The following is a 17,695-nucleotide window of genomic DNA, read 5'->3' as shown; positions in this document are numbered from 1 at the left end:
TCATGACTATATTTTGGGGCATTCGTCCAGCGCTTTGCTTTGCCTGGATATTACCCAGCGCATTATACGCCAGTGATTACTTCGACCCGGCCTTTCTGGAAACGGGTGGCGCGCCGCGTACCGCCGTCGATCTTTCTCTCTTTGAGAACAAAGAGAGCCAGACACCCGGCGTTTATCGTGTTGACCTGTTTCTTAACAATAAAATGTTCGACACGCGCGATATCACGTTTCGACTCGAAGAGAACGCGCAGCATAAAAATATCCTCGCACCGTGCCTCAGCGAGGAGACGCTTCAGTCGTTTGGTGTTAAAACGGCGGCATTCCCGTTGCTCCGGGACGATACCCAGGGCTGCGCGAATCTGTCGGCGATCCCTCTCGCAAGCAGCGAATTTGACTTCAGCGAGCAGGCGTTAAGGCTCAGCATTCCCCAGGCGGCCCTGGACAGCCACGCTCACGGCTACATCGATCCTGCGCGTCGGGAACAGGGTATTCCGGGCCTGATGCTCAGCTACAACTACAGCGGCGCCACGTGGACCTCGCACAACGGGACGGGAACCGATAGCCAGTACCTCAGCCTGCGTCCGGGACTGAACGTTGGACCCTGGCGTTTACGCAATTTCTCGACCTGGAGTAACAGCCAGGGACAAGCTGGGCGCTGGGAATCGGTTTATACCTATCTGCAGCGTGATATCAGCGCCCTGAATAGCCAGCTGATTGTCGGGGATAACAGTTCTACCACAGAAGTCTTTGATAGCACCCCGTTTCGCGGCGTTCAGCTTTACTCGGATGAACAGATGCTTCCGGGCAGCCTGCGAGGCTATGCGCCGGTGATCCGCGGTATTGCTCGTACTAATGCCCAGATCACTATTTTTCAGAACGGCTACAGCATTTATCAAAGCTATGTCCCGCCCGGTGAATTTGTCATCAACGATCTTTACCTCGGCAGCAGCGGCGAGCTGAAAGTTGTGGTGAAAGAGGCGGATGGCAGCGAACAAGTCTCTTTAGTGCCTTACGCGTCGTTAGCGGTTATGCAGCGGGAAGGGCAATACAAATATGAAGTCATTAGCGGCAGCTATCGTTCCAGCAGCAGCGATGCTGAGAATGCCCTGTTTTCACAAGGGAGCCTGATTTACGGTCTGCCGTGGGAAACCTCGATATACGGAGGCATGCAGGCCGCCAGTCAATATCAGTCCCTGCTTTTTGGCATGGGTAAAAACATGGGCGATTTTGGCGCACTGTCATTTGATATTACCCAGGCCTGGGCCACCACTAAACAGGCAGAGAAAAACCGGGGACAGTCGCTACGCCTGCGCTATAACAAAAATTTGCTGTCTACCGGCACTAACGTTGCGATTGCGGGCTATCGCTACTCGACGTCCGATTTCTACACGCTCGGTGAAACCCTGAGCAGCTATCACTCGCAACCCTCGCGCCTGGATCGACGCCGTAGCCGTACAGAACTGACGCTAAACCAAAACCTGGGAGAAAACCTCGGCTATCTCTCCGCCATGCTGGTCAGCGAGGACTACCACACGAGCCAAAAACGCACGACCTCCGCCACGCTGGGCTATGGCAACAGCTGGAACGGGATCAGCTATAGCCTGAATTACAACCACTATCTGAACGTGACAAAAGAGGATAACCAGCGTCTCTATAACCAGGACAATCTGTTCAGCCTGAGCGTGAGCGTCCCTCTGGACAAATGGCTCCGCTCCACACGTGCCGGTTACACCTTCTCTGCGGCGGAAAAACGCTCGCCAGGCCACAGTGTTTCCCTGAGCGGCAGCGCCCTTGAGGACAATAACCTGAACTGGAGCGTACAGCAGAATATCAACCCAGGGAGCCAGGCAAACAGCAGCGATGCCTCGCTTAGCTATAACGGACGCTATGCGCAGGTTGGCGCCGGGTATGGCTATAGCCGGGACGCGCAGCGGCTGAATTACAGCCTGCGCGGGGGCGTGCTGGTTCATCCTCATGGCGTCACGCTGGCGCAGTCGCTGGGTGAAACGGTCGCTCTGGTTGAAGCGCCGGATGCCGCAGGTGTCAGCGTCCGTAACCACACTGGCGTGCGCACCGACCCCTGGGGCTATGCGGTGGTGCCTTACCTGACACCTTATCAGGAGAGCAATATCCAGCTGCGTCCCGATACATTACCTGACGATGTCGAGCTGGAAAGTAACAGCCATAAAGTCGTTCCCACCCGGGGGGCTATCGTTCGGGCACGTTTCACCACGGCGGTGGGTAAACGCCTGATGATGACGCTGAAAGATGCGCAGGGCAAACCCGTTCCGTTCGGTGCCATTGTTTCTCAGAATACCACCAGCAGCATTGTGGGTGATGAAGGCAGCGTATTCCTCACCGGGATGGCGGAAAAAGGGACGTTAGACGTGAGCTGGGGTAAGAAACCCGATCAGCGTTGCCAGGTTCACTATCAGCTTTCTGGCCAGGAACCCACGATTAGCGGAATTGTGCAGTTAACGCAGACCTGCAAATCATCCGTTAATAAATAAAGGAATTAAAAATGAAAAAATTAACGTTACTCGCGTGCCTGGCAGCAGGGGGATTGATGGGCGCGCCAGCTTATGCTGATGTTGTAGGAAGCTGCTGGCCAACATCAACCGTATCTGGCCAGGCGCACAAGTTTGATATTATCGAAAACCTTACTGCCGACGACGTACCCGGCACAACCCAATCCACATGGAATAATAAAGGTAATTTTAATGGTATCTGCCTCTGTCAGGACTCCAGCGTGCCAGAAAGTATCTTATTTCGATTTACCAGTACGAAACTGGGCACAGGAGGCGGCAAACGTAACGCAGACTTTATCTATTATCCTCTGGATGCGGAAAAGGGTATTAATATCGGTATAAATGTCGTTCTTGGTGGCGAGGATGAATTGCGGTATATCCCGGTTGATTTGAGTAATACCGCCGGTGTTGATAATGGACGTCCTGCGACAAATAACTGTGATGATAAAAACGACCATACTCTGTTCGCAACCGGCTCCAGCGGGACTGTCTCTCTGGAATTAACTAAACCGCTTCCTTCAGGCCGCATTGATATTCCTATGCAGGAATTAGTGACCATTTTTGCCAAAAAACAGACGGGGAGTTATGACACCTCCAGACCTTTTGTCACACTTAATTTCCAACTGTCAATTGATATTCCACCACAATGCATGATTAATGACGGGCAAACCATCAAGGTCCCGTTTGGCAGTATTACCGCGAATGAATTTAAGCCCGAGGCCACCGGTAAGCAAAAAAGCGTGGATATTCGTGTGACTTGCAAAAATCCTGAAGATGAAAGCAAGGTGAGTATTAAGTTTCGCGCGTCCGATTTTAATGGCTCTGGTTTTATCAAGACCCATAATGATGAAGGTGAGCGCAATGATTTAGGGATAAAACTTGAACACAACGGGAATAAAATTGATGGCAGCAGTTCGGCCGTACCAACGCAGGAGGGGAATGTCACTATTATAGCAACACCTGTCCAACAAGGAGAAAAGTCTCCACAACCGGGAAAATTTGAAGCCACATCCACGCTGGATTTCGAGTTTAAATAAAGAAAAAACTTAATACAGCGTAGAAACCTCTTATTTCCCGGCAACACATAGCGCTATACAAATGAGTTGCCGGGTATGAAAAATGGATTTGTATAAGGATATATACTATGAAACTCAAAACGAAAACGCGTGTAGCGCTTTGCGTTGCAGCTTTATCAGGTACTGGCATCACGGCATCACAGGTTATCGCCAGCGATATCGAGCCTTATTCTGTCCCTGTATCTATTAAGGGTGAAAAACAAAAAGACTATTTCGGTATGACGATGACCACGATCGGTAAGTTTTCCGATAAGGACAATGGTTCGCATATCGCGGGTGAAGATATTGTCATTACGGCCCCCTGGGGGGATGGCGCAAAAGGGATCGCGTACGTCATTTTCGGGACTTCCGGTGGGAAACCCATGCAGCAAGTCAATAACGTAGGTGAATTCGATCCGCAAAACGCGCTTAAAATTATCCACAGCAATAAAGCGAATAAGCCTGGCTCAGTGACGACAAAATGGATGGGCGTCGCGGTACGTAAAATAGGTGATATTAACGGCGATGGATATGATGATTTAGTCATCGCCTCCCACTGGCATGATCAGGTCTATATTATCTGGGGCGGACCGCATCACCGTACCGGCGCGCGTCTTTCTAATCAGATTGACCTCAATGATATCGACAACGGCGACGCTCGCCTGGGTATTCGCATCCGTACGGTGAATTCTTCAGGCAATGCGAATACCGGCGGCTGGTTTGGCGCCGCGGTAGGCCCAATTAAATATAAAAATTCTGCCGTGGCTAACAAGATGGTCGATCTTGCTATCGGCGATATCGAAGGCACGGGCGGACGCGGCGGCGCCGTCATTATCTACGGTGCTCAAAAGCCAGGCGATCAGTGGCAGAACATTGATATTAAGCGCAACAACCTGGGCGACTGGGAGATCCCTGCCGCGACCGGTGCCTATATTCGTCCGCAGATGACCGCCACCAACGGTCCGGATAAACCCCTTAACTACAACCTTGGGCAGCAGATCAGCGATGTCGGGGATATTAACGGCGACGGCTTCAGTGATTACCTGATCGTCGACCCGGAATCGGTCAATGAAGGCCGTAAATCAGAGAACAGCGGCACTGATGGACGCGGCACGGCCTATCTCGTCTACGGCAGCAGCTTCAACCAGGGGAATCTCGACATCGCCTCGCTAAACGCGACGCAGGCAACCCGCATTCACGGTATGGGGGCGGCTTTCCTGGGTGGTCAGTCCGGCGGAGGTGAAGGAAGTAACGATCATAGCGCGTATACGCAGGATAAGCCCAATAACGGCACCATTACGCCATTAGGTAATTTCCTGAATGCTCACGCTAACGCTTTTGCGATTAGCGCCCCTGCCGACATGGGTATTGATAAAAAACGTTCCGGGCTGGTCTGGATTATTAAAGGTAAGGCCGACGGCAGTAAGCTGCCATCGTCTCTGTTCCTCGATGCGGCGCACACCCGGCTGAACTACAACAAAACATTTAGCGTACACGATGGCTATGCTATTTACGCCGACAGGCCTGGCAGCAAGCTGGCAGGGTTCGGGAACAGCATTCTCGGTAATGTGGACTTGAACGGCGACGGTAAAAAAGACCTGGTGATCGGCGATCCGAATGCGGTGAACGGCAGCGGCACGCAGGTGGGTGCCGTGTATGTCATCAACGGCGGTAAAAGCCTGGATGACTACGCTGACGATGAAGAAGGCATGATCAATATTAATACGCTGGTGAGAGAAGGCGTTGCGAAAGTCTACTGGGGTAAAAATCAGTATGAAAAATTCGGCGCGTCCATTGCGGCCGGGAGCTTCAATGGCTTCACTCAGGACAGTCTCGCCATTGGTTCTTACCGTGATAACACCTGGACGGGTAAGGTCACCTTCCGCATTGCGGATTACGCTATACCGGATTAATGCTTACATCATCTGAATGGGCAACACCGCCGGGGAGGAGACTCCCCGGCAATTTATTGCGCATTTTGCAACGCCTGCGCGCACGCCCAGGCGCTCGACCACGCCCACTGGAAATTATATCCGCCGAGCCAGCCGGTCACGTCCATCACTTCGCCGATAAAGTAGAGCCCCGGTACGTTACGCGCTTCCATCGTGCGTGAAGAAAGCTCATTCGTATCAACGCCGCCCAGCGTCACTTCCGCCGTGCGATACCCCTCGGTACCGTTTGGCTGAACGCGCCAGTTCGTTAGCGTATCCACCAACGTCTCCTGCTCGCGGCTGTTAAGCTGCTTGAGCGACACATCCGGGATCTGCCCCAGCCCCTGCAAACACTCCACCAGACGCTTCGGCAGCTGCATCGCCAGGGTATTTTTCAGGCTCTGATTCGGGTGTGCGGTACGCTGTTCGTTGAGGAACGCGTCCAGATCGCTGTCCGGCAGCAGATTCACCGAGACAAATTCCCCCGGCTGCCAGTAGCTGGAGATTTGCAGGACCGCCGGGCCGGAGAGACCGCGGTGGGTAAAGAGCAGGTTTTCGCGGAATACCGTCCCGTCTTCGGCGGTAATGACGGAGGGAACAGAGACGCCGGACAGCGTCTGAAGCTGCTCCAGCAGCGGCTTATGCAGCGTGAACGGCACCAGCCCAGCGCGGGTTGGCAGCACCTTCAGGCCAAACTGCTCGGCAATCTTGTAGCCGAACGGTGACGCGCCCAGCCCCGGCATCGACAGACCGCCGCTGGCGATCACCAGATTATCGGCGCTGACGGTGTCACCGTTCAGCTGCAGCGTGTATCCCTGCTCGTCGCGGGCCACCTCCAACACCTCGGTGCGCAGGCGCATGACCACGCCGCCCTTCTCGCACTCGGCCACCAGCATATCGACAATTTGCTGCGCGGAGTCGTCGCAGAAGAGTTGCCCGAGCGTCTTTTCATGCCACGCGATGCCATGCTTACCCACCAGGTCGATAAAGTCCCACTGGGTGTAACGCGCCAGCGCAGATTTACAAAAATGACGGTTCTGGCTCAAATAGGCCGCGGGTTCGACATAAAGATTGGTGAAGTTGCAGCGCCCGCCGCCTGACATCAGGATCTTGCGGCCAGGCTTTTTCCCGTTGTCCAGCAACAGCACGCGACGACCCGCCTGTCCGGCCATCGCCGCACAAAACATACCCGCCGCACCGGCGCCAATAACCACGGCATCAAACCTTTCCACGTCAAAACCCTCTTCGTTAACTGCCGCGGATTGTAAAGTTTCCTCTGTGGTCACACCAGCGTAAAAAGATATTACAAAGCCATTCCATTGAAATTTAACGATTATCCTTTCAGGCACTTTTCCCAAATCAGGTGGTATGTCAAAAAAAGTCTATATTTCACTTTGCCCGTTGCGCATTTGTCCTGGATAATGCGCCGCGTTCATGTCCTCAAAATGGCGTAACGTCCTATGCTACATTTGTTTGCCGGCCTGGATTTACATACCGGGCTTTTACTATTGCTTGCTCTGGTTTTTGTACTGTTTTACGAAGCGATCAACGGCTTCCACGACACTGCAAACGCAGTAGCAACGGTTATCTACACTCGCGCAATGCGATCGCAGCTTGCGGTTGTTATGGCGGCGGTATTTAACTTTTTTGGTGTCCTCCTGGGCGGACTGAGCGTTGCGTATGCGATCGTGCATATGCTGCCAACGGATCTGCTGCTTAACGTGAGTTCCGGTCATGGCCTCGCCATGGTGTTCTCAATGCTGCTTGCTGCCATTATCTGGAACCTCGGTACCTGGTATTTTGGCCTGCCTGCATCCAGTTCTCACACCCTCATCGGCGCGATTATCGGTATCGGGTTAACCAACGCCCTGATGACCGGGACATCGGTTGTTGATGCGCTGAATCTGCCTAAAGTACTGGGCATTTTCGCTTCTCTCATCGTCTCCCCTATCGTGGGTCTGGTGGTTGCGGGTGGATTGATTTTCATCCTGCGTCGCTACTGGAGCAACACGAAGAAACGTGCGCGTATCCACCTGACGCCAGCAGAGCGTGAGAAGAAAGACGGCAAGAAAAAGCCGCCGTTCTGGACGCGTATCGCCCTGATCATTTCTGCTATCGGCGTGGCCTTCTCTCACGGCGCGAACGACGGGCAGAAAGGCATTGGTCTGGTGATGCTGGTTCTGATCGGTGTCGCACCGGCGGGCTTCGTGGTGAATATGAACGCCTCGGGTTACGAAATCACCCGTACCCGTGATGCGGTCAACAACGTTGAAACCTATTTCCAGCAGCACCCTGAGCTGCTGAAAAAAGCGACCGGCGTTGACCAGCTGATCCCTTCTCCGGAAGCCGGTGCCACCACCGCGCCTGGCGAATTCCACTGCCATCCGGCTAACGCGATTAACGCGCTGGAACGAGCCAAAGGTATGCTGGGCAACATCGAAAGCTACGATAAACTGGCCGTTGAACAGCGTGGTCAGCTGCGTCGTATCATGCTCTGTATCTCCGACGTGACCGATAAAGTCGCGAAGCTGCCAGAGGTGAATGGTGACGACAAGCGTCTGCTGAAGAAACTGAAAAGCGATATGCTCAATACCATTGAGTACGCGCCAATCTGGATCATCATGGCCGTCGCGCTGGCGCTGGGTATCGGTACGATGATTGGCTGGCGTCGTGTGGCGACCACCATCGGCGAGAAGATCGGTAAGAAAGGCATGACCTATGCGCAGGGTATGTCCGCGCAGATGACGGCGGCAGTGTCTATCGGTCTGGCGAGCTACACCGGTATGCCGGTATCCACCACCCACGTACTCTCCTCGTCCGTGGCAGGTACCATGATTGTTGACGGCGGCGGTCTGCAGCGCAAAACCGTGACCAACATTCTGATGGCCTGGGTGTTTACGCTTCCGGCTTCTATCCTGCTGTCAGGCGGGTTGTACTGGATTTCGCTGAAGCTGATTTGATTGGCTGAAGGCGACAAAAAGCGGGTCAGGAAACTGACCCGTTTTTTTATGGCTGTTATTTGCAATCCAACAGTTTATAACATTAGGATTTTCTGAACATTTTTTGCTCAAAAGAGTTGCGAAAATAACACTATGATGACGGCCAGAAGAAAAACCAGGCAAAGGAGAATGTATGGCTTCTGTCCCAATTTCAGGACCTGGCTCAATAGTTATAGCAAATAATATGCGTGAAGCACGTCTCCATGGCATGTCGCGTAACATGGCCACTCCCTCAACGTATTACTGGTTCTACCAAAAAGTCCGAAATGGTGGTCCCTGGGATTACAAAAAATTCGACCCTTATTTTGCTGCATTTGGTAATTTCAACTTCGGAGCCGCCGGAACTGCAGCAGGCATACCTGCAAACATCCTTCTTATGGGCGCTGGTTGGGCTCAAGGCCGTGCTGGCACGTCAAAACCTGAATGGGGAAAATGGCACGAAAAGCCGCCTTACGGGGACGATCCAACGGACCAACGCAATATCAGAGAAGGAATAGCGTATGCCATTCAAAACGGCTACTAAATGGATTCATCGCCTTGTTACTGTTTCGCTTCTGGCTCTGGTCATTGGATTTGTGTGGCTCAACCACCAGCCCAACCAGCAAGAGGGCGATAAACTTCAACGCGTTTATAAATTATCTGACAGCGTCTGGCTCTATATGACCGTGAACAATCAGGGTGGCGCCACCGTACCCACAATCTACCGTTACTATCTCTCGGAAAAGATAACAGGGAAAGACACCGACATTATCCATCAGTTGGCAATGAAGCATCCTGTCATTGAAGGTACGGGTACAATCACTGCGGCCAGCATTGATACAAACGGACACGTTAATATCGCCTATAGCGGGAAGGTTATTTCGATTGAGACCAATATCTCAAATCTGCGGTTCTCAGTGAAGCCCTGAACCAGAGGAAAGCAGGCGGGGTTATCCCCGCCTGCTGAGGTACTCAGTGCCAAATCATCAACGCAATCATACTGACCACGACCAGCCCACACAGGGCGCTGGTTAAAATGAACTGACGACGCAGACGCTCGCAGCGACGGATAAACTCTTCATCGTGATGATCGCGGTAGCGCTGGTAGTAGATATACCCCACCAGACGCATCTGCTTGCTGGGCTGTCCATGCGAGGTGAAGAACCCTCCACCGTCCACATACTGATACAGCAACGGATCGCAACCACGAAGTACCACTAACAGCGCACGTAACGATGAGAAGTAGCGCGCCATATTCACTATGCAAACTACGCATAACGCCCAAAACAATGCGACGGTGCTAATCATACATCCTCCCCGGCGTCCGCCCACGAAGCAAGGCTCCTGAGCTACCGCACCCCAATGCCCTGACAGACAGTTCAGTGAAAGAATGACTAAAAGTCGATCCGGTTCGCGTTTTAATATCCGAACGGCTCATTAAATAGTGTAGGAGATCCGTTAATTTTTTTGCCACAAGGTTAATCGTTATCAACACCAAAGCTTGAAAAATATGTTTAACTGGGCCGTAATGAAAGCATCAGACGACGGCTTTCCCATTTAGTCATCGATAACTTAAGGAAGGAGTAACACTATGGCTTACAAACACATTCTTATCGCGGTAGATCTCTCCCCGGAGAGCAAAGTGCTGGTTGATAAAGCGGTATCTATGGCACGTCCCTACAACGCGAAAGTCTCCCTGATTCACGTTGATGTGAATTACTCCGACCTCTACACCGGTCTGATCGACGTCAATCTGGGCGATATGCAGAAACGCATCTCTGAAGAAACGCATCACGCGCTGAGCGAGCTCTCCACCAACGCGGGCTATCCGATCACCGAAACCCTGAGCGGCAGCGGCGACCTGGGTCAGGTGCTGGTTGATGCGATTAAGAAATACGATATGGATCTGGTGGTATGCGGTCACCATCAGGACTTCTGGAGCAAGCTGATGTCTTCAGCACGCCAGCTGATTAACACCGTTCACGTGGACATGCTGATTGTTCCGCTACGCGACGAAGAAGACGAGTAAGTGCAAAAAAAGCGGCACTGAAAGTAGGCCGGGTAAGGCGAAGCCGCCACCCGGCTTTTTTTATTCCGGCGTCCCCGAATAAATATCAAACCGATGCCCTTTCGTGGTCACCGCGTTGGTCGTAGCAACGTCCGCCAGCGGCGGCGCGTAATCCGGGCGCTTCACCACCACCCGCTTCGTCGCGAGCTGACGAGCCGGCTCCAGCAGGCCATCTGCGTCTAAATCCGGCCCCACCAGCGACTGAAATACCCGCATCTCTTTCTTCACCAGCGCGCTTTTCTGCTTATGCGGGAACATCGGGTCGAGGTAGACCACCTGCGGACGCGGGGTGATGTCCGTCAGCGCCGTCAGGCTTGACGCGTGGATAAGCTGCAAACGCTCCTGCAGCCACGGGCCGATTTCCGGGTCCGCATAGCCTCGCGTCAGCCCGTCGTCGAGCAGCGCGGCGACAACCGGATTACGCTCCAGCATCCGCACATGACAGCCGACAGACGCCAGCACAAACGCATCGCGCCCCAGCCCCGCGGTGGCATCCACCACGTCCGGCAGATAGCTCCCCTTAATGCCGACCGCTTTGGCCACCGCTTCGCCGCGACCGCCGCCGAACTTACGCCGGTGCGCCATCGCGCCGCCAACGAAGTCGACAAAAATCCCGCCGAGCTTCGGTTCATCGCGCTTGCGTAATTCGAGATGTGCTGACGTCATTACCAGCGCCATCAGGTTCTCTTCATCGTGCTCCAGCCCCCAGCGGGCCGCCAGAACAGATAAGGCGCCGTCTCCGGCGCCCGTTTCATCCACTAAGCAGATCTTCACGTAACAATCAGCCTTTGATCCCGTAATGCTCAAGCATCGCATCCAGCTGCGGCTCGCGGCCACGGAAGCGTTTGAACAGCACCATTGGCTCTTCAGAACCGCCGCGGGTCAGGATGTTGTCAAGGAACGACTGGCCGGTTTCGCGGTTGAAGATCCCCTCTTCCTCGAAGCGAGAGAAGGCATCCGCCGCCAGCACGTCGGCCCACAGGTAGCTGTAGTAGCCCGCCGCGTAGCCGCCCGCGAAGATGTGGCTGAACGCGTGCGGGAATCGGCCCCAGGTTGGCCCTGGAATAACGGCAACCTGCTTTTTAATCTCGGCCAGCGTTTCGAGGATTTTCGCCCCCTGCTCCGGGCTGAACTCGGCGTGCAGGCGGAAATCGAACAGGCCGAACTCCAGCTGACGCAGGATAAACATCGCCGCCTGGTAGTTTTTCGCCGCCAGCATTTTATCCAGCAACTCTTTAGGCAGCGGTTCGCCGGTCTCATAGTGGCCGGAGATAAACGCCAGCGCGTCCGGCTCCCAGCACCAGTTTTCCATAAACTGGCTTGGCAGCTCGACCGCATCCCATGGCACCCCGCTGATACCGGCGACGCCGGCGGTTTCGATGCGGGTCAGCATGTGGTGCAGGCCGTGACCGAACTCGTGGAACAGGGTGATCACTTCGTCATGGGTGAACAGCGCAGGCTTGCCGCTTACCGGACGGTTGAAGTTACAGGTCAGATAGGCGACCGGTTTTTGCAGGGAACCGTCTGCTTTACGCATCTGGCCCACGCAGTCGTCCATCCACGCCCCGCCGCGCTTGTTCTCACGCGCGTAGAGATCGAGGTAGAAGCTGCCGCGCAGTTCGTTTTTCTCGTCATACAGTTCGAAGAAGCGCACGTCCGGATGCCAGACGTCAATATCAGTACGCTCTTTAGCGGTAATGCCGTAAATGCGTTTCACCACTTCAAACAGGCCGTTGACGGCTTTGTTTTCCGGGAAGTACGGGCGCAGCTGCTCGTCGCTGATGCTGTAGAGGTGCTGCTTCTGTTTTTCGCTGTAGTACGCGATATCCCACGGCTGCAGCTCGTCCACGCCAAACTCCGCTTTCGCGAAGGCGCGCAGCTGGGCCAGCTCTTTTTCACCCTGCGGACGGGCGCGTTTCGCCAGATCGGTCAGGAAGTCGAGCACCTGCTGCGGGTTTTCGGCCATTTTGGTAGCGAGGGATTTATCCGCGTAGCTGTCGAAGCCCAGCAGCTGGGCCAGCTCGTGACGCAGGGCGAGGATTTCTGCCATCACCGGACTGTTGTCCCATTTACCCGCGTTTGGCCCCTGATCGGAGGCACGGGTACTGTAGGCGCGGTACATCTCTTCACGCAAGGCCTGGTTGTCGCAGTAGGTCATCACCGGCAGATAGCTCGGGATATCCAGCGTTAACAGGAAGCCTTCCTGCTCTTTCGCTTCGGCCTGGGCTTTAGCCGCCGCCAGGGCGCTTTCCGGCATACCCGCCAGCTCTGCTTCGTCGGTAATCAGCTTCGTCCAGCCCATGGTGGCGTCAAGGACGTTGTTGCTGTACTGGTTACCCAGTTCGGACAGGCGCGCAGCGATTTCACCGTAGCGAACCTGCTTCTCTTTTGGCAGACCGATACCGGACAGTTCGAAATCACGCAGGGCGTTATCAACCGATTTTTTCTGCGCCGTATTCAGTTCGGCATAATGGTCGCCGTCGCGCAGGTCGCGGTAGGCTTTGTACAGCCCTTCGTGCTGGCCGACCCAGGTGCTGTACTCAGAGAGCAGCGGCAGGGTTTGCTCGTAAGCTTCACGCAGTTCCGGGCTGTTTTTCACCGAGTTCAGGTGGCTTACCGGAGAGAAGATACGCCCCAGCACGTCGTCCACTTCGGCCAGCGGCTGACACAGATTCTCCCAGGTGTACGGCGCGCCCTGCGCAACCACGCTTTCTACCGCCGCGCGGCAGTTGTCCAGCGACTGGGTAACGGCTGGAACCACATGCTCAGGGAGGATTTTAGAAAACGGTGGCAACGAAAAAGGCGTCAGTAATGGATTGGTCATAAACGCTGTCCTGTTGAAATAGGTGAATGAAGCGCGCATCCGGCGCTGTGCATATTGTTTTCAGTAATGGGGTTAAGTGTAGAGGATTTCAATAGCTGCGCTTACCGGGCCTGCGGGTAATCTGTGCCGTTCTGCTGTAAACTGTGGCAAATCGTCAATTCAGCGGAATACCATTACCCATGCTCAGTTATCGCCACAGCTTCCACGCTGGCAACCATGCCGACGTCCTCAAACACACCGTTCAGAGCCTGATCATTGAATCGCTTAAAGAGAAAGAGAAGCCGTTTCTCTATCTGGACACCCATGCGGGCGCGGGCCGTTATCAGCTGAGCGGCGAGCATGCCGAGCGTACCGGCGAATATCTGGAAGGGATCGCCCGCATCTGGCAGCAGGACGACCTGCCTGCCGAGCTGGAGCCGTACATTGGCGTGGTGAATCACTTCAACCGCAACGGCCAGCTGCGCTACTACCCTGGCTCACCGCTGATTGCCCGCCAGCTGCTGCGCGAGCAGGACAGCCTCCAGCTGACCGAACTGCACCCGAGCGACTTTCCGCTGCTGCGTTCGGAGTTTCAGAAAGATAACCGCGCCCGCGTCGACAAAGCCGACGGCTACCAGCAACTGAAAGCCAAGCTGCCGCCGGTTTCCCGTCGCGGCCTGGTGCTGATCGACCCACCGTACGAAATCAAAACCGACTATCAGGCGGTGGTGACCGGCATTCACGAAGGCTACAAACGTTTTGCGACCGGAACCTATGCCCTGTGGTACCCGGTGGTGCTGCGCGCTCAGATCAAGCGCATGATCAAAGACCTTGAGGCGACCGGCATTCGTAAAATCCTGCAGATTGAGCTGGCGGTACGCCCGGACAGCGACCAGCGCGGCATGACCGCTTCCGGCATGATCGTCATTAACCCGCCGTGGAAGCTCGAAGCGCAGATGAACAACGTGCTGCCGTGGCTGCACAAAACGCTGGTGCCAGCCGGAACGGGCCACGCCACCGTCAGCTGGATCGTGCCGGAGTAATTGCAGCCATCGGTGGAAACTATTGATTTCAGGTATACAATCGCGGCAATTCACGATTAAGGACAAAAGCTATGACTAAGCATTATGACTACATCGCAATCGGCGGCGGCAGCGGCGGCATCGCCTCCATCAACCGCGCGGCCATGTACGGCCAGAAATGTGCACTGATTGAAGCCAAAGCGCTGGGCGGCACCTGCGTGAACGTGGGTTGTGTACCGAAAAAGGTGATGTGGCACGCGGCGCAAATCCGTGAAGCGATCCATATGTACGGTCCGGACTACGGCTTTGACACCACCATCAACAATTTCGACTGGGACAAGCTGATCGCAAGCCGTACCGCCTACATCGACCGCATTCACACCTCGTACGACAACGTGCTGGGCAAAAATAACGTCGACGTGATTCACGGCTTCGCCCGCTTTGTGGACGCGAAAACGATCGAAGTGAACGGCGAGACGATCACCGCCGATCATATCCTGATCGCCACCGGCGGCCGTCCGAGCCACCCGAATATTCCGGGCGCGGAATACGGTATCGACTCCGACGGCTTCTTCGAGCTGCCTGCCTTGCCTGAGCGCGTTGCCGTGGTGGGCGCGGGCTACATCGCGGTTGAGCTGGCTGGCGTGATTAACGGCCTGGGTGCAGAAGCGCACCTGTTCGTGCGTAAACACGCACCGCTGCGCAGCTTTGACCCGCTGATCGTCGATACGCTGGTTGAAGTGATGAACACCGAAGGCCCAACCCTGCACACCAACGCCGTGCCAAAAGCGGTCGTTAAAAACACGGACGGCAGCCTGACCCTTGAGCTGGAAGATGGCCGCAGCCAGACCGTTGATTGCCTGATCTGGGCGATTGGCCGTGAACCGGCGAACGACAGCTTTAACCTGGCGGTGACCGGCGTGAAAACCGACGAAAAAGGCTACATCGTCGTCGATAAGTTCCAGAATACCAGCGTACCGGGCATTTACGCCGTCGGAGATAACACCGGTGCGGTTGAGCTGACGCCGGTGGCCGTTGCGGCAGGCCGTCGTCTCTCCGAGCGTCTGTTCAACAACAAGCCGGACGAGCATCTGGACTACAGCAACATCCCGACCGTGGTCTTTAGTCACCCGCCAATCGGCACCGTCGGCTTAACCGAGCCGCAGGCCCGTGAGCAGTACGGCGACGACCAGGTGAAAGTGTATAAATCCGCATTCACCGCGATGTATACCGCCGTCACCTCTCACCGTCAGCCGTGCCGCATGAAGCTGGTCTGCGTGGGCCCGGAAGAGAAGATTGTCGGTATCCACGGCATCGGCTTCGGCATGGATGAGATCCTGCAGGGCTTTGCGGTGGCGCTGAAGATGGGTGCGACCAAGAAAGACTTCGACAACACCGTGGCAATCCACCCGACGGCGGCGGAAGAGTTTGTCACCATGCGATAATGCAGAAGCCCCTCTCCGGAGGGGCTTTTTTTATTCACATACATAAATCGTTGCAAAACGAATGCTCCGAAAAGAGTGATCTACCGCACATATCCCTCCACATCTACCGAAGCGAATGTCTACGCTTATAGGACGCCCGGAGAAACCTGTCTTCAGAACACACAACCGGAGGTCCCTATCACCATGTTCAACCAGAAACTACAGGCTACCGAGAACATCGAATTCGAGATTGCAGAAGAGCTGCGCTACGAGACCGATCCCTGCGAGTTAAAACTGGATGAGATGATTGAGGCGGAGCCGGAACCCGAAATGATCGAGGGGCTACCCGCCTCCGATGCCCTGACGCCCGCCGATCGCTACCTTGAACTGTTCGAGCACGTCCAGTCGACGCGGCTGTTTGCGGACAGCAAAACCTTCCCCGACTGCGCGCCGAAGATGGATCCGCTGGATATTCTGATCCGCTACCGTAAGGTCAGACGGCACCGGGATTTCGACCTGCGCCAGTTCGTTGAGAACCACTTCTGGCTGCCTGAAACCTACAGCACGGAATATGTCTCCGACCCCGGACTGTCGCTGAAAGAGCACATTGATAGCCTGTGGCCCGTCCTGACGCGCGAACCGCAGGACCATATTCCCTGGTCGTCCCTGCTGGCGCTGCCGCAGGCCTATATCGTGCCCGGCGGGCGATTCAGCGAGACCTACTACTGGGATTCGTACTTCTCCATGCTGGGGCTGGCGGAAAGTGGCCGTAACGATCTGCTGAAGTGCATGGCGGATAACTTCGCGTGGCTGATCGAACGCTACGGCCATATCCCTAACGGCAACCGCACCTATTATCTCAGCCGCTCGCAGCCGCCGGTCTTTGCCCTGATGGTGGAGCTGTTTGAAGAGGACGGCGTGCGCGGCGCGAAGCGTTACCTCGACCATCTCAAAATGGAGCATGCCTTCTGGATGGACGGCGCGGAGTCGCTCCTGCTTAATCAGGCCTACCGCAGCGCGGTGCGCATGCCGGACGGTTCATTGCTGAACCGCTACTGGGACGACCGTGACACCCCGCGCGACGAATCGTGGATTGAGGACGTGGAAACCGCCCGCCACTCGGGTCGTCCGCCGAATGAGGTCTATCGCGATCTGCGTGCGGGTGCAGCGTCTGGCTGGGATTACTCCTCCCGCTGGCTTCGCGATCCGGCACGGCTCGCCAGCATCCGCACGACGCAGTTTATCCCCATCGATTTGAACGCCTTCCTGTTTAAGCTGGAGAGCGCGATTGCCAATATCTCGGCGTCGAAAGGGGATAAAGAGACGGCCGAGCTGTTCCGCCAGAAGGCCACCGATCGCCGCGCGGCGGTGAACCGCTATCTGTGGGACGAGGAGAGTGGCTGTTACCGCGATTACGACTGGCGACGCGAGCAGATGGCGCTGTTTTCTGCCGCCAGCATTGTGCCGCTGTATGTTGGAATGGCGACGCACGAGCAGGCAGAACGTTTATCTGACGCGGTAAAAGCGCGTCTGCTGACGCCGGGTGGGATTCTGGCAACCGAATACGAAACCGGCGAGCAGTGGGATAAACCCAACGGCTGGGCGCCGCTGCAGTGGATGGCGATCCAGGGGTTCAAGCAGTACGGCAACGACTCGCTGGGGGATGAAATCGCCTGGAGCTGGCTGCATACGGTGAACCACTTCTACAAGACGCACCACAAGCTGATTGAGAAGTACCACATCGCCAGCAGTACGCCGCGCGAAGGGGGCGGCGGGGAGTATCCGCTACAGGATGGCTTCGGCTGGACGAACGGCGTGGTGCGACGGTTGATTGGGTTGTATGGGGAGCCTTGAGAGGGGTGCGTTCTGGCCCTCTCCCCCTCTGG

The 17,695-nt window shown here is 55.4% G+C and carries 14 protein-coding genes; 10 read left to right on the top strand and 4 right to left on the bottom strand.

Going from position 1 to position 17,695, the window contains the following annotated elements; all coding sequences use genetic code 11:
• The first annotated feature begins 2 nt into the window (after positions 1 to 2).
• From IM303_RS15240 to IM303_RS15230, 3 genes are all read left to right on the top strand, one after another.
• The gene (locus IM303_RS15240) at positions 3 to 2,510 is read left to right on the top strand and encodes a fimbria/pilus outer membrane usher protein (RefSeq protein ID WP_049000480.1); all 2,508 of its coding nucleotides are present in this window, start codon (positions 3 to 5) and stop codon (positions 2,508 to 2,510) included.
• Positions 2,511 to 2,521: 11 nt separating this feature from the next.
• Complete coding sequence (locus tag IM303_RS15235; protein WP_047367220.1) at positions 2,522 to 3,565, top strand: fimbrial protein; 1,044 nt, start codon at positions 2,522 to 2,524, stop codon at positions 3,563 to 3,565.
• A gap of 107 nt (positions 3,566 to 3,672) precedes the next feature.
• Entirely contained in the window at positions 3,673 to 5,496 is a 1,824-nt protein-coding gene (locus IM303_RS15230; RefSeq protein ID WP_048960799.1) for an integrin alpha, read from the top strand.
• Positions 5,497 to 5,549: 53 nt separating this feature from the next.
• On the opposite strand, the gene IM303_RS15225 is transcribed toward IM303_RS15230, so the two are convergent.
• The gene (locus IM303_RS15225; protein WP_193360059.1) at positions 5,550 to 6,746 is read right to left on the bottom strand and encodes an NAD(P)/FAD-dependent oxidoreductase; all 1,197 of its coding nucleotides are present in this window, start codon (positions 6,744 to 6,746) and stop codon (positions 5,550 to 5,552) included.
• A 228-nt stretch (positions 6,747 to 6,974) separates the two neighbouring features.
• Between IM303_RS15225 and pitA the strand changes: the two genes are divergently transcribed.
• From pitA to IM303_RS15210, 3 genes are all read left to right on the top strand, one after another.
• Complete coding sequence (gene pitA / locus IM303_RS15220) at positions 6,975 to 8,474, top strand: inorganic phosphate transporter PitA (protein ID WP_028014734.1); 1,500 nt, start codon at positions 6,975 to 6,977, stop codon at positions 8,472 to 8,474.
• Between the two features lie 172 nt (positions 8,475 to 8,646).
• Positions 8,647 to 9,036, top strand: a complete 390-nt coding sequence (locus IM303_RS15215) for a polymorphic toxin type 44 domain-containing protein (RefSeq protein ID WP_028014735.1) — start codon at positions 8,647 to 8,649, stop codon at positions 9,034 to 9,036.
• Positions 9,014 to 9,421, top strand: a complete 408-nt coding sequence (locus tag IM303_RS15210) for a hypothetical protein (protein ID WP_028014736.1) — start codon at positions 9,014 to 9,016, stop codon at positions 9,419 to 9,421. The genes IM303_RS15215 and IM303_RS15210 overlap by 23 nt, the downstream gene beginning before the upstream one ends.
• 43 nt (positions 9,422 to 9,464) lie before the next feature.
• Here IM303_RS15210 and uspB read toward each other — a convergent pair whose 3' ends face one another.
• Positions 9,465 to 9,800, bottom strand: a complete 336-nt coding sequence (gene uspB, locus IM303_RS15205; RefSeq protein WP_003861224.1) for a universal stress protein UspB — start codon at positions 9,798 to 9,800, stop codon at positions 9,465 to 9,467.
• 283 nt (positions 9,801 to 10,083) lie between these two features.
• Between uspB and uspA the strand changes: the two genes are divergently transcribed.
• Positions 10,084 to 10,521 (top strand): universal stress protein UspA, encoded by a 438-nt coding sequence (gene uspA / locus IM303_RS15200; protein ID WP_003861223.1) that lies wholly within the window; start codon positions 10,084 to 10,086, stop codon positions 10,519 to 10,521.
• Positions 10,522 to 10,581: 60 nt separating this feature from the next.
• On the opposite strand, the gene rsmJ is transcribed toward uspA, so the two are convergent.
• Both rsmJ and prlC read right to left on the bottom strand, forming a co-directional pair.
• Complete coding sequence (rsmJ, locus tag IM303_RS15195) at positions 10,582 to 11,334, bottom strand: 16S rRNA (guanine(1516)-N(2))-methyltransferase RsmJ (protein ID WP_045259400.1); 753 nt, start codon at positions 11,332 to 11,334, stop codon at positions 10,582 to 10,584.
• A 7-nt stretch (positions 11,335 to 11,341) separates the two neighbouring features.
• Positions 11,342 to 13,384 (bottom strand): oligopeptidase A, encoded by a 2,043-nt coding sequence (prlC, locus tag IM303_RS15190; protein ID WP_047367223.1) that lies wholly within the window; start codon positions 13,382 to 13,384, stop codon positions 11,342 to 11,344.
• 179 nt (positions 13,385 to 13,563) lie between these two features.
• Between prlC and IM303_RS15185 the strand changes: the two genes are divergently transcribed.
• From IM303_RS15185 to IM303_RS15175, 3 genes are all read left to right on the top strand, one after another.
• Positions 13,564 to 14,406 (top strand): 23S rRNA (adenine(2030)-N(6))-methyltransferase RlmJ, encoded by an 843-nt coding sequence (locus IM303_RS15185; protein ID WP_048960796.1) that lies wholly within the window; start codon positions 13,564 to 13,566, stop codon positions 14,404 to 14,406.
• A 71-nt stretch (positions 14,407 to 14,477) separates the two neighbouring features.
• Complete coding sequence (gene gorA, locus IM303_RS15180; RefSeq protein ID WP_049000476.1) at positions 14,478 to 15,830, top strand: glutathione-disulfide reductase; 1,353 nt, start codon at positions 14,478 to 14,480, stop codon at positions 15,828 to 15,830.
• 183 nt (positions 15,831 to 16,013) lie between these two features.
• Complete coding sequence (locus tag IM303_RS15175) at positions 16,014 to 17,663, top strand: alpha,alpha-trehalase (protein ID WP_028014741.1); 1,650 nt, start codon at positions 16,014 to 16,016, stop codon at positions 17,661 to 17,663.
• Positions 17,664 to 17,695: the final 32 nt, after the last annotated feature.

Origin of the sequence: Enterobacter cloacae complex sp. P38RS (genome assembly GCF_014930775.1) — a bacterium.
Classification (GTDB): domain Bacteria; phylum Pseudomonadota; class Gammaproteobacteria; order Enterobacterales; family Enterobacteriaceae; genus Enterobacter; species Enterobacter bugandensis.
The sequence above is the reverse complement of the archived record's forward strand: the minus strand, read 5'-3'. Positions and strand labels throughout refer to the sequence as shown.

What these genes read in the sequence shown, in the direction of transcription:
- IM303_RS15240 (WP_049000480.1), top strand. Translation starts at nt 3, where the DNA reads ATGACTATATTTTGGGGCATTCGTCCAGCGCTTTGCTTTGCCTGGATA.
- IM303_RS15235 (WP_047367220.1), top strand. Translation starts at nt 2,522, where the DNA reads ATGAAAAAATTAACGTTACTCGCGTGCCTGGCAGCAGGGGGATTGATG.
- IM303_RS15230 (WP_048960799.1), top strand. Translation starts at nt 3,673, where the DNA reads ATGAAACTCAAAACGAAAACGCGTGTAGCGCTTTGCGTTGCAGCTTTA.
- pitA (WP_028014734.1), top strand. Translation starts at nt 6,975, where the DNA reads ATGCTACATTTGTTTGCCGGCCTGGATTTACATACCGGGCTTTTACTA.
- IM303_RS15215 (WP_028014735.1), top strand. Translation starts at nt 8,647, where the DNA reads ATGGCTTCTGTCCCAATTTCAGGACCTGGCTCAATAGTTATAGCAAAT.
- IM303_RS15210 (WP_028014736.1), top strand. Translation starts at nt 9,014, where the DNA reads ATGCCATTCAAAACGGCTACTAAATGGATTCATCGCCTTGTTACTGTT.
- uspB (WP_003861224.1), bottom strand. Translation starts at nt 9,800, where the DNA reads ATGATTAGCACCGTCGCATTGTTTTGGGCGTTATGCGTAGTTTGCATA.
- uspA (WP_003861223.1), top strand. Translation starts at nt 10,084, where the DNA reads ATGGCTTACAAACACATTCTTATCGCGGTAGATCTCTCCCCGGAGAGC.
- prlC (WP_047367223.1), bottom strand. Translation starts at nt 13,384, where the DNA reads ATGACCAATCCATTACTGACGCCTTTTTCGTTGCCACCGTTTTCTAAA.
- IM303_RS15185 (WP_048960796.1), top strand. Translation starts at nt 13,564, where the DNA reads ATGCTCAGTTATCGCCACAGCTTCCACGCTGGCAACCATGCCGACGTC.
- gorA (WP_049000476.1), top strand. Translation starts at nt 14,478, where the DNA reads ATGACTAAGCATTATGACTACATCGCAATCGGCGGCGGCAGCGGCGGC.
- IM303_RS15175 (WP_028014741.1), top strand. Translation starts at nt 16,014, where the DNA reads ATGTTCAACCAGAAACTACAGGCTACCGAGAACATCGAATTCGAGATT.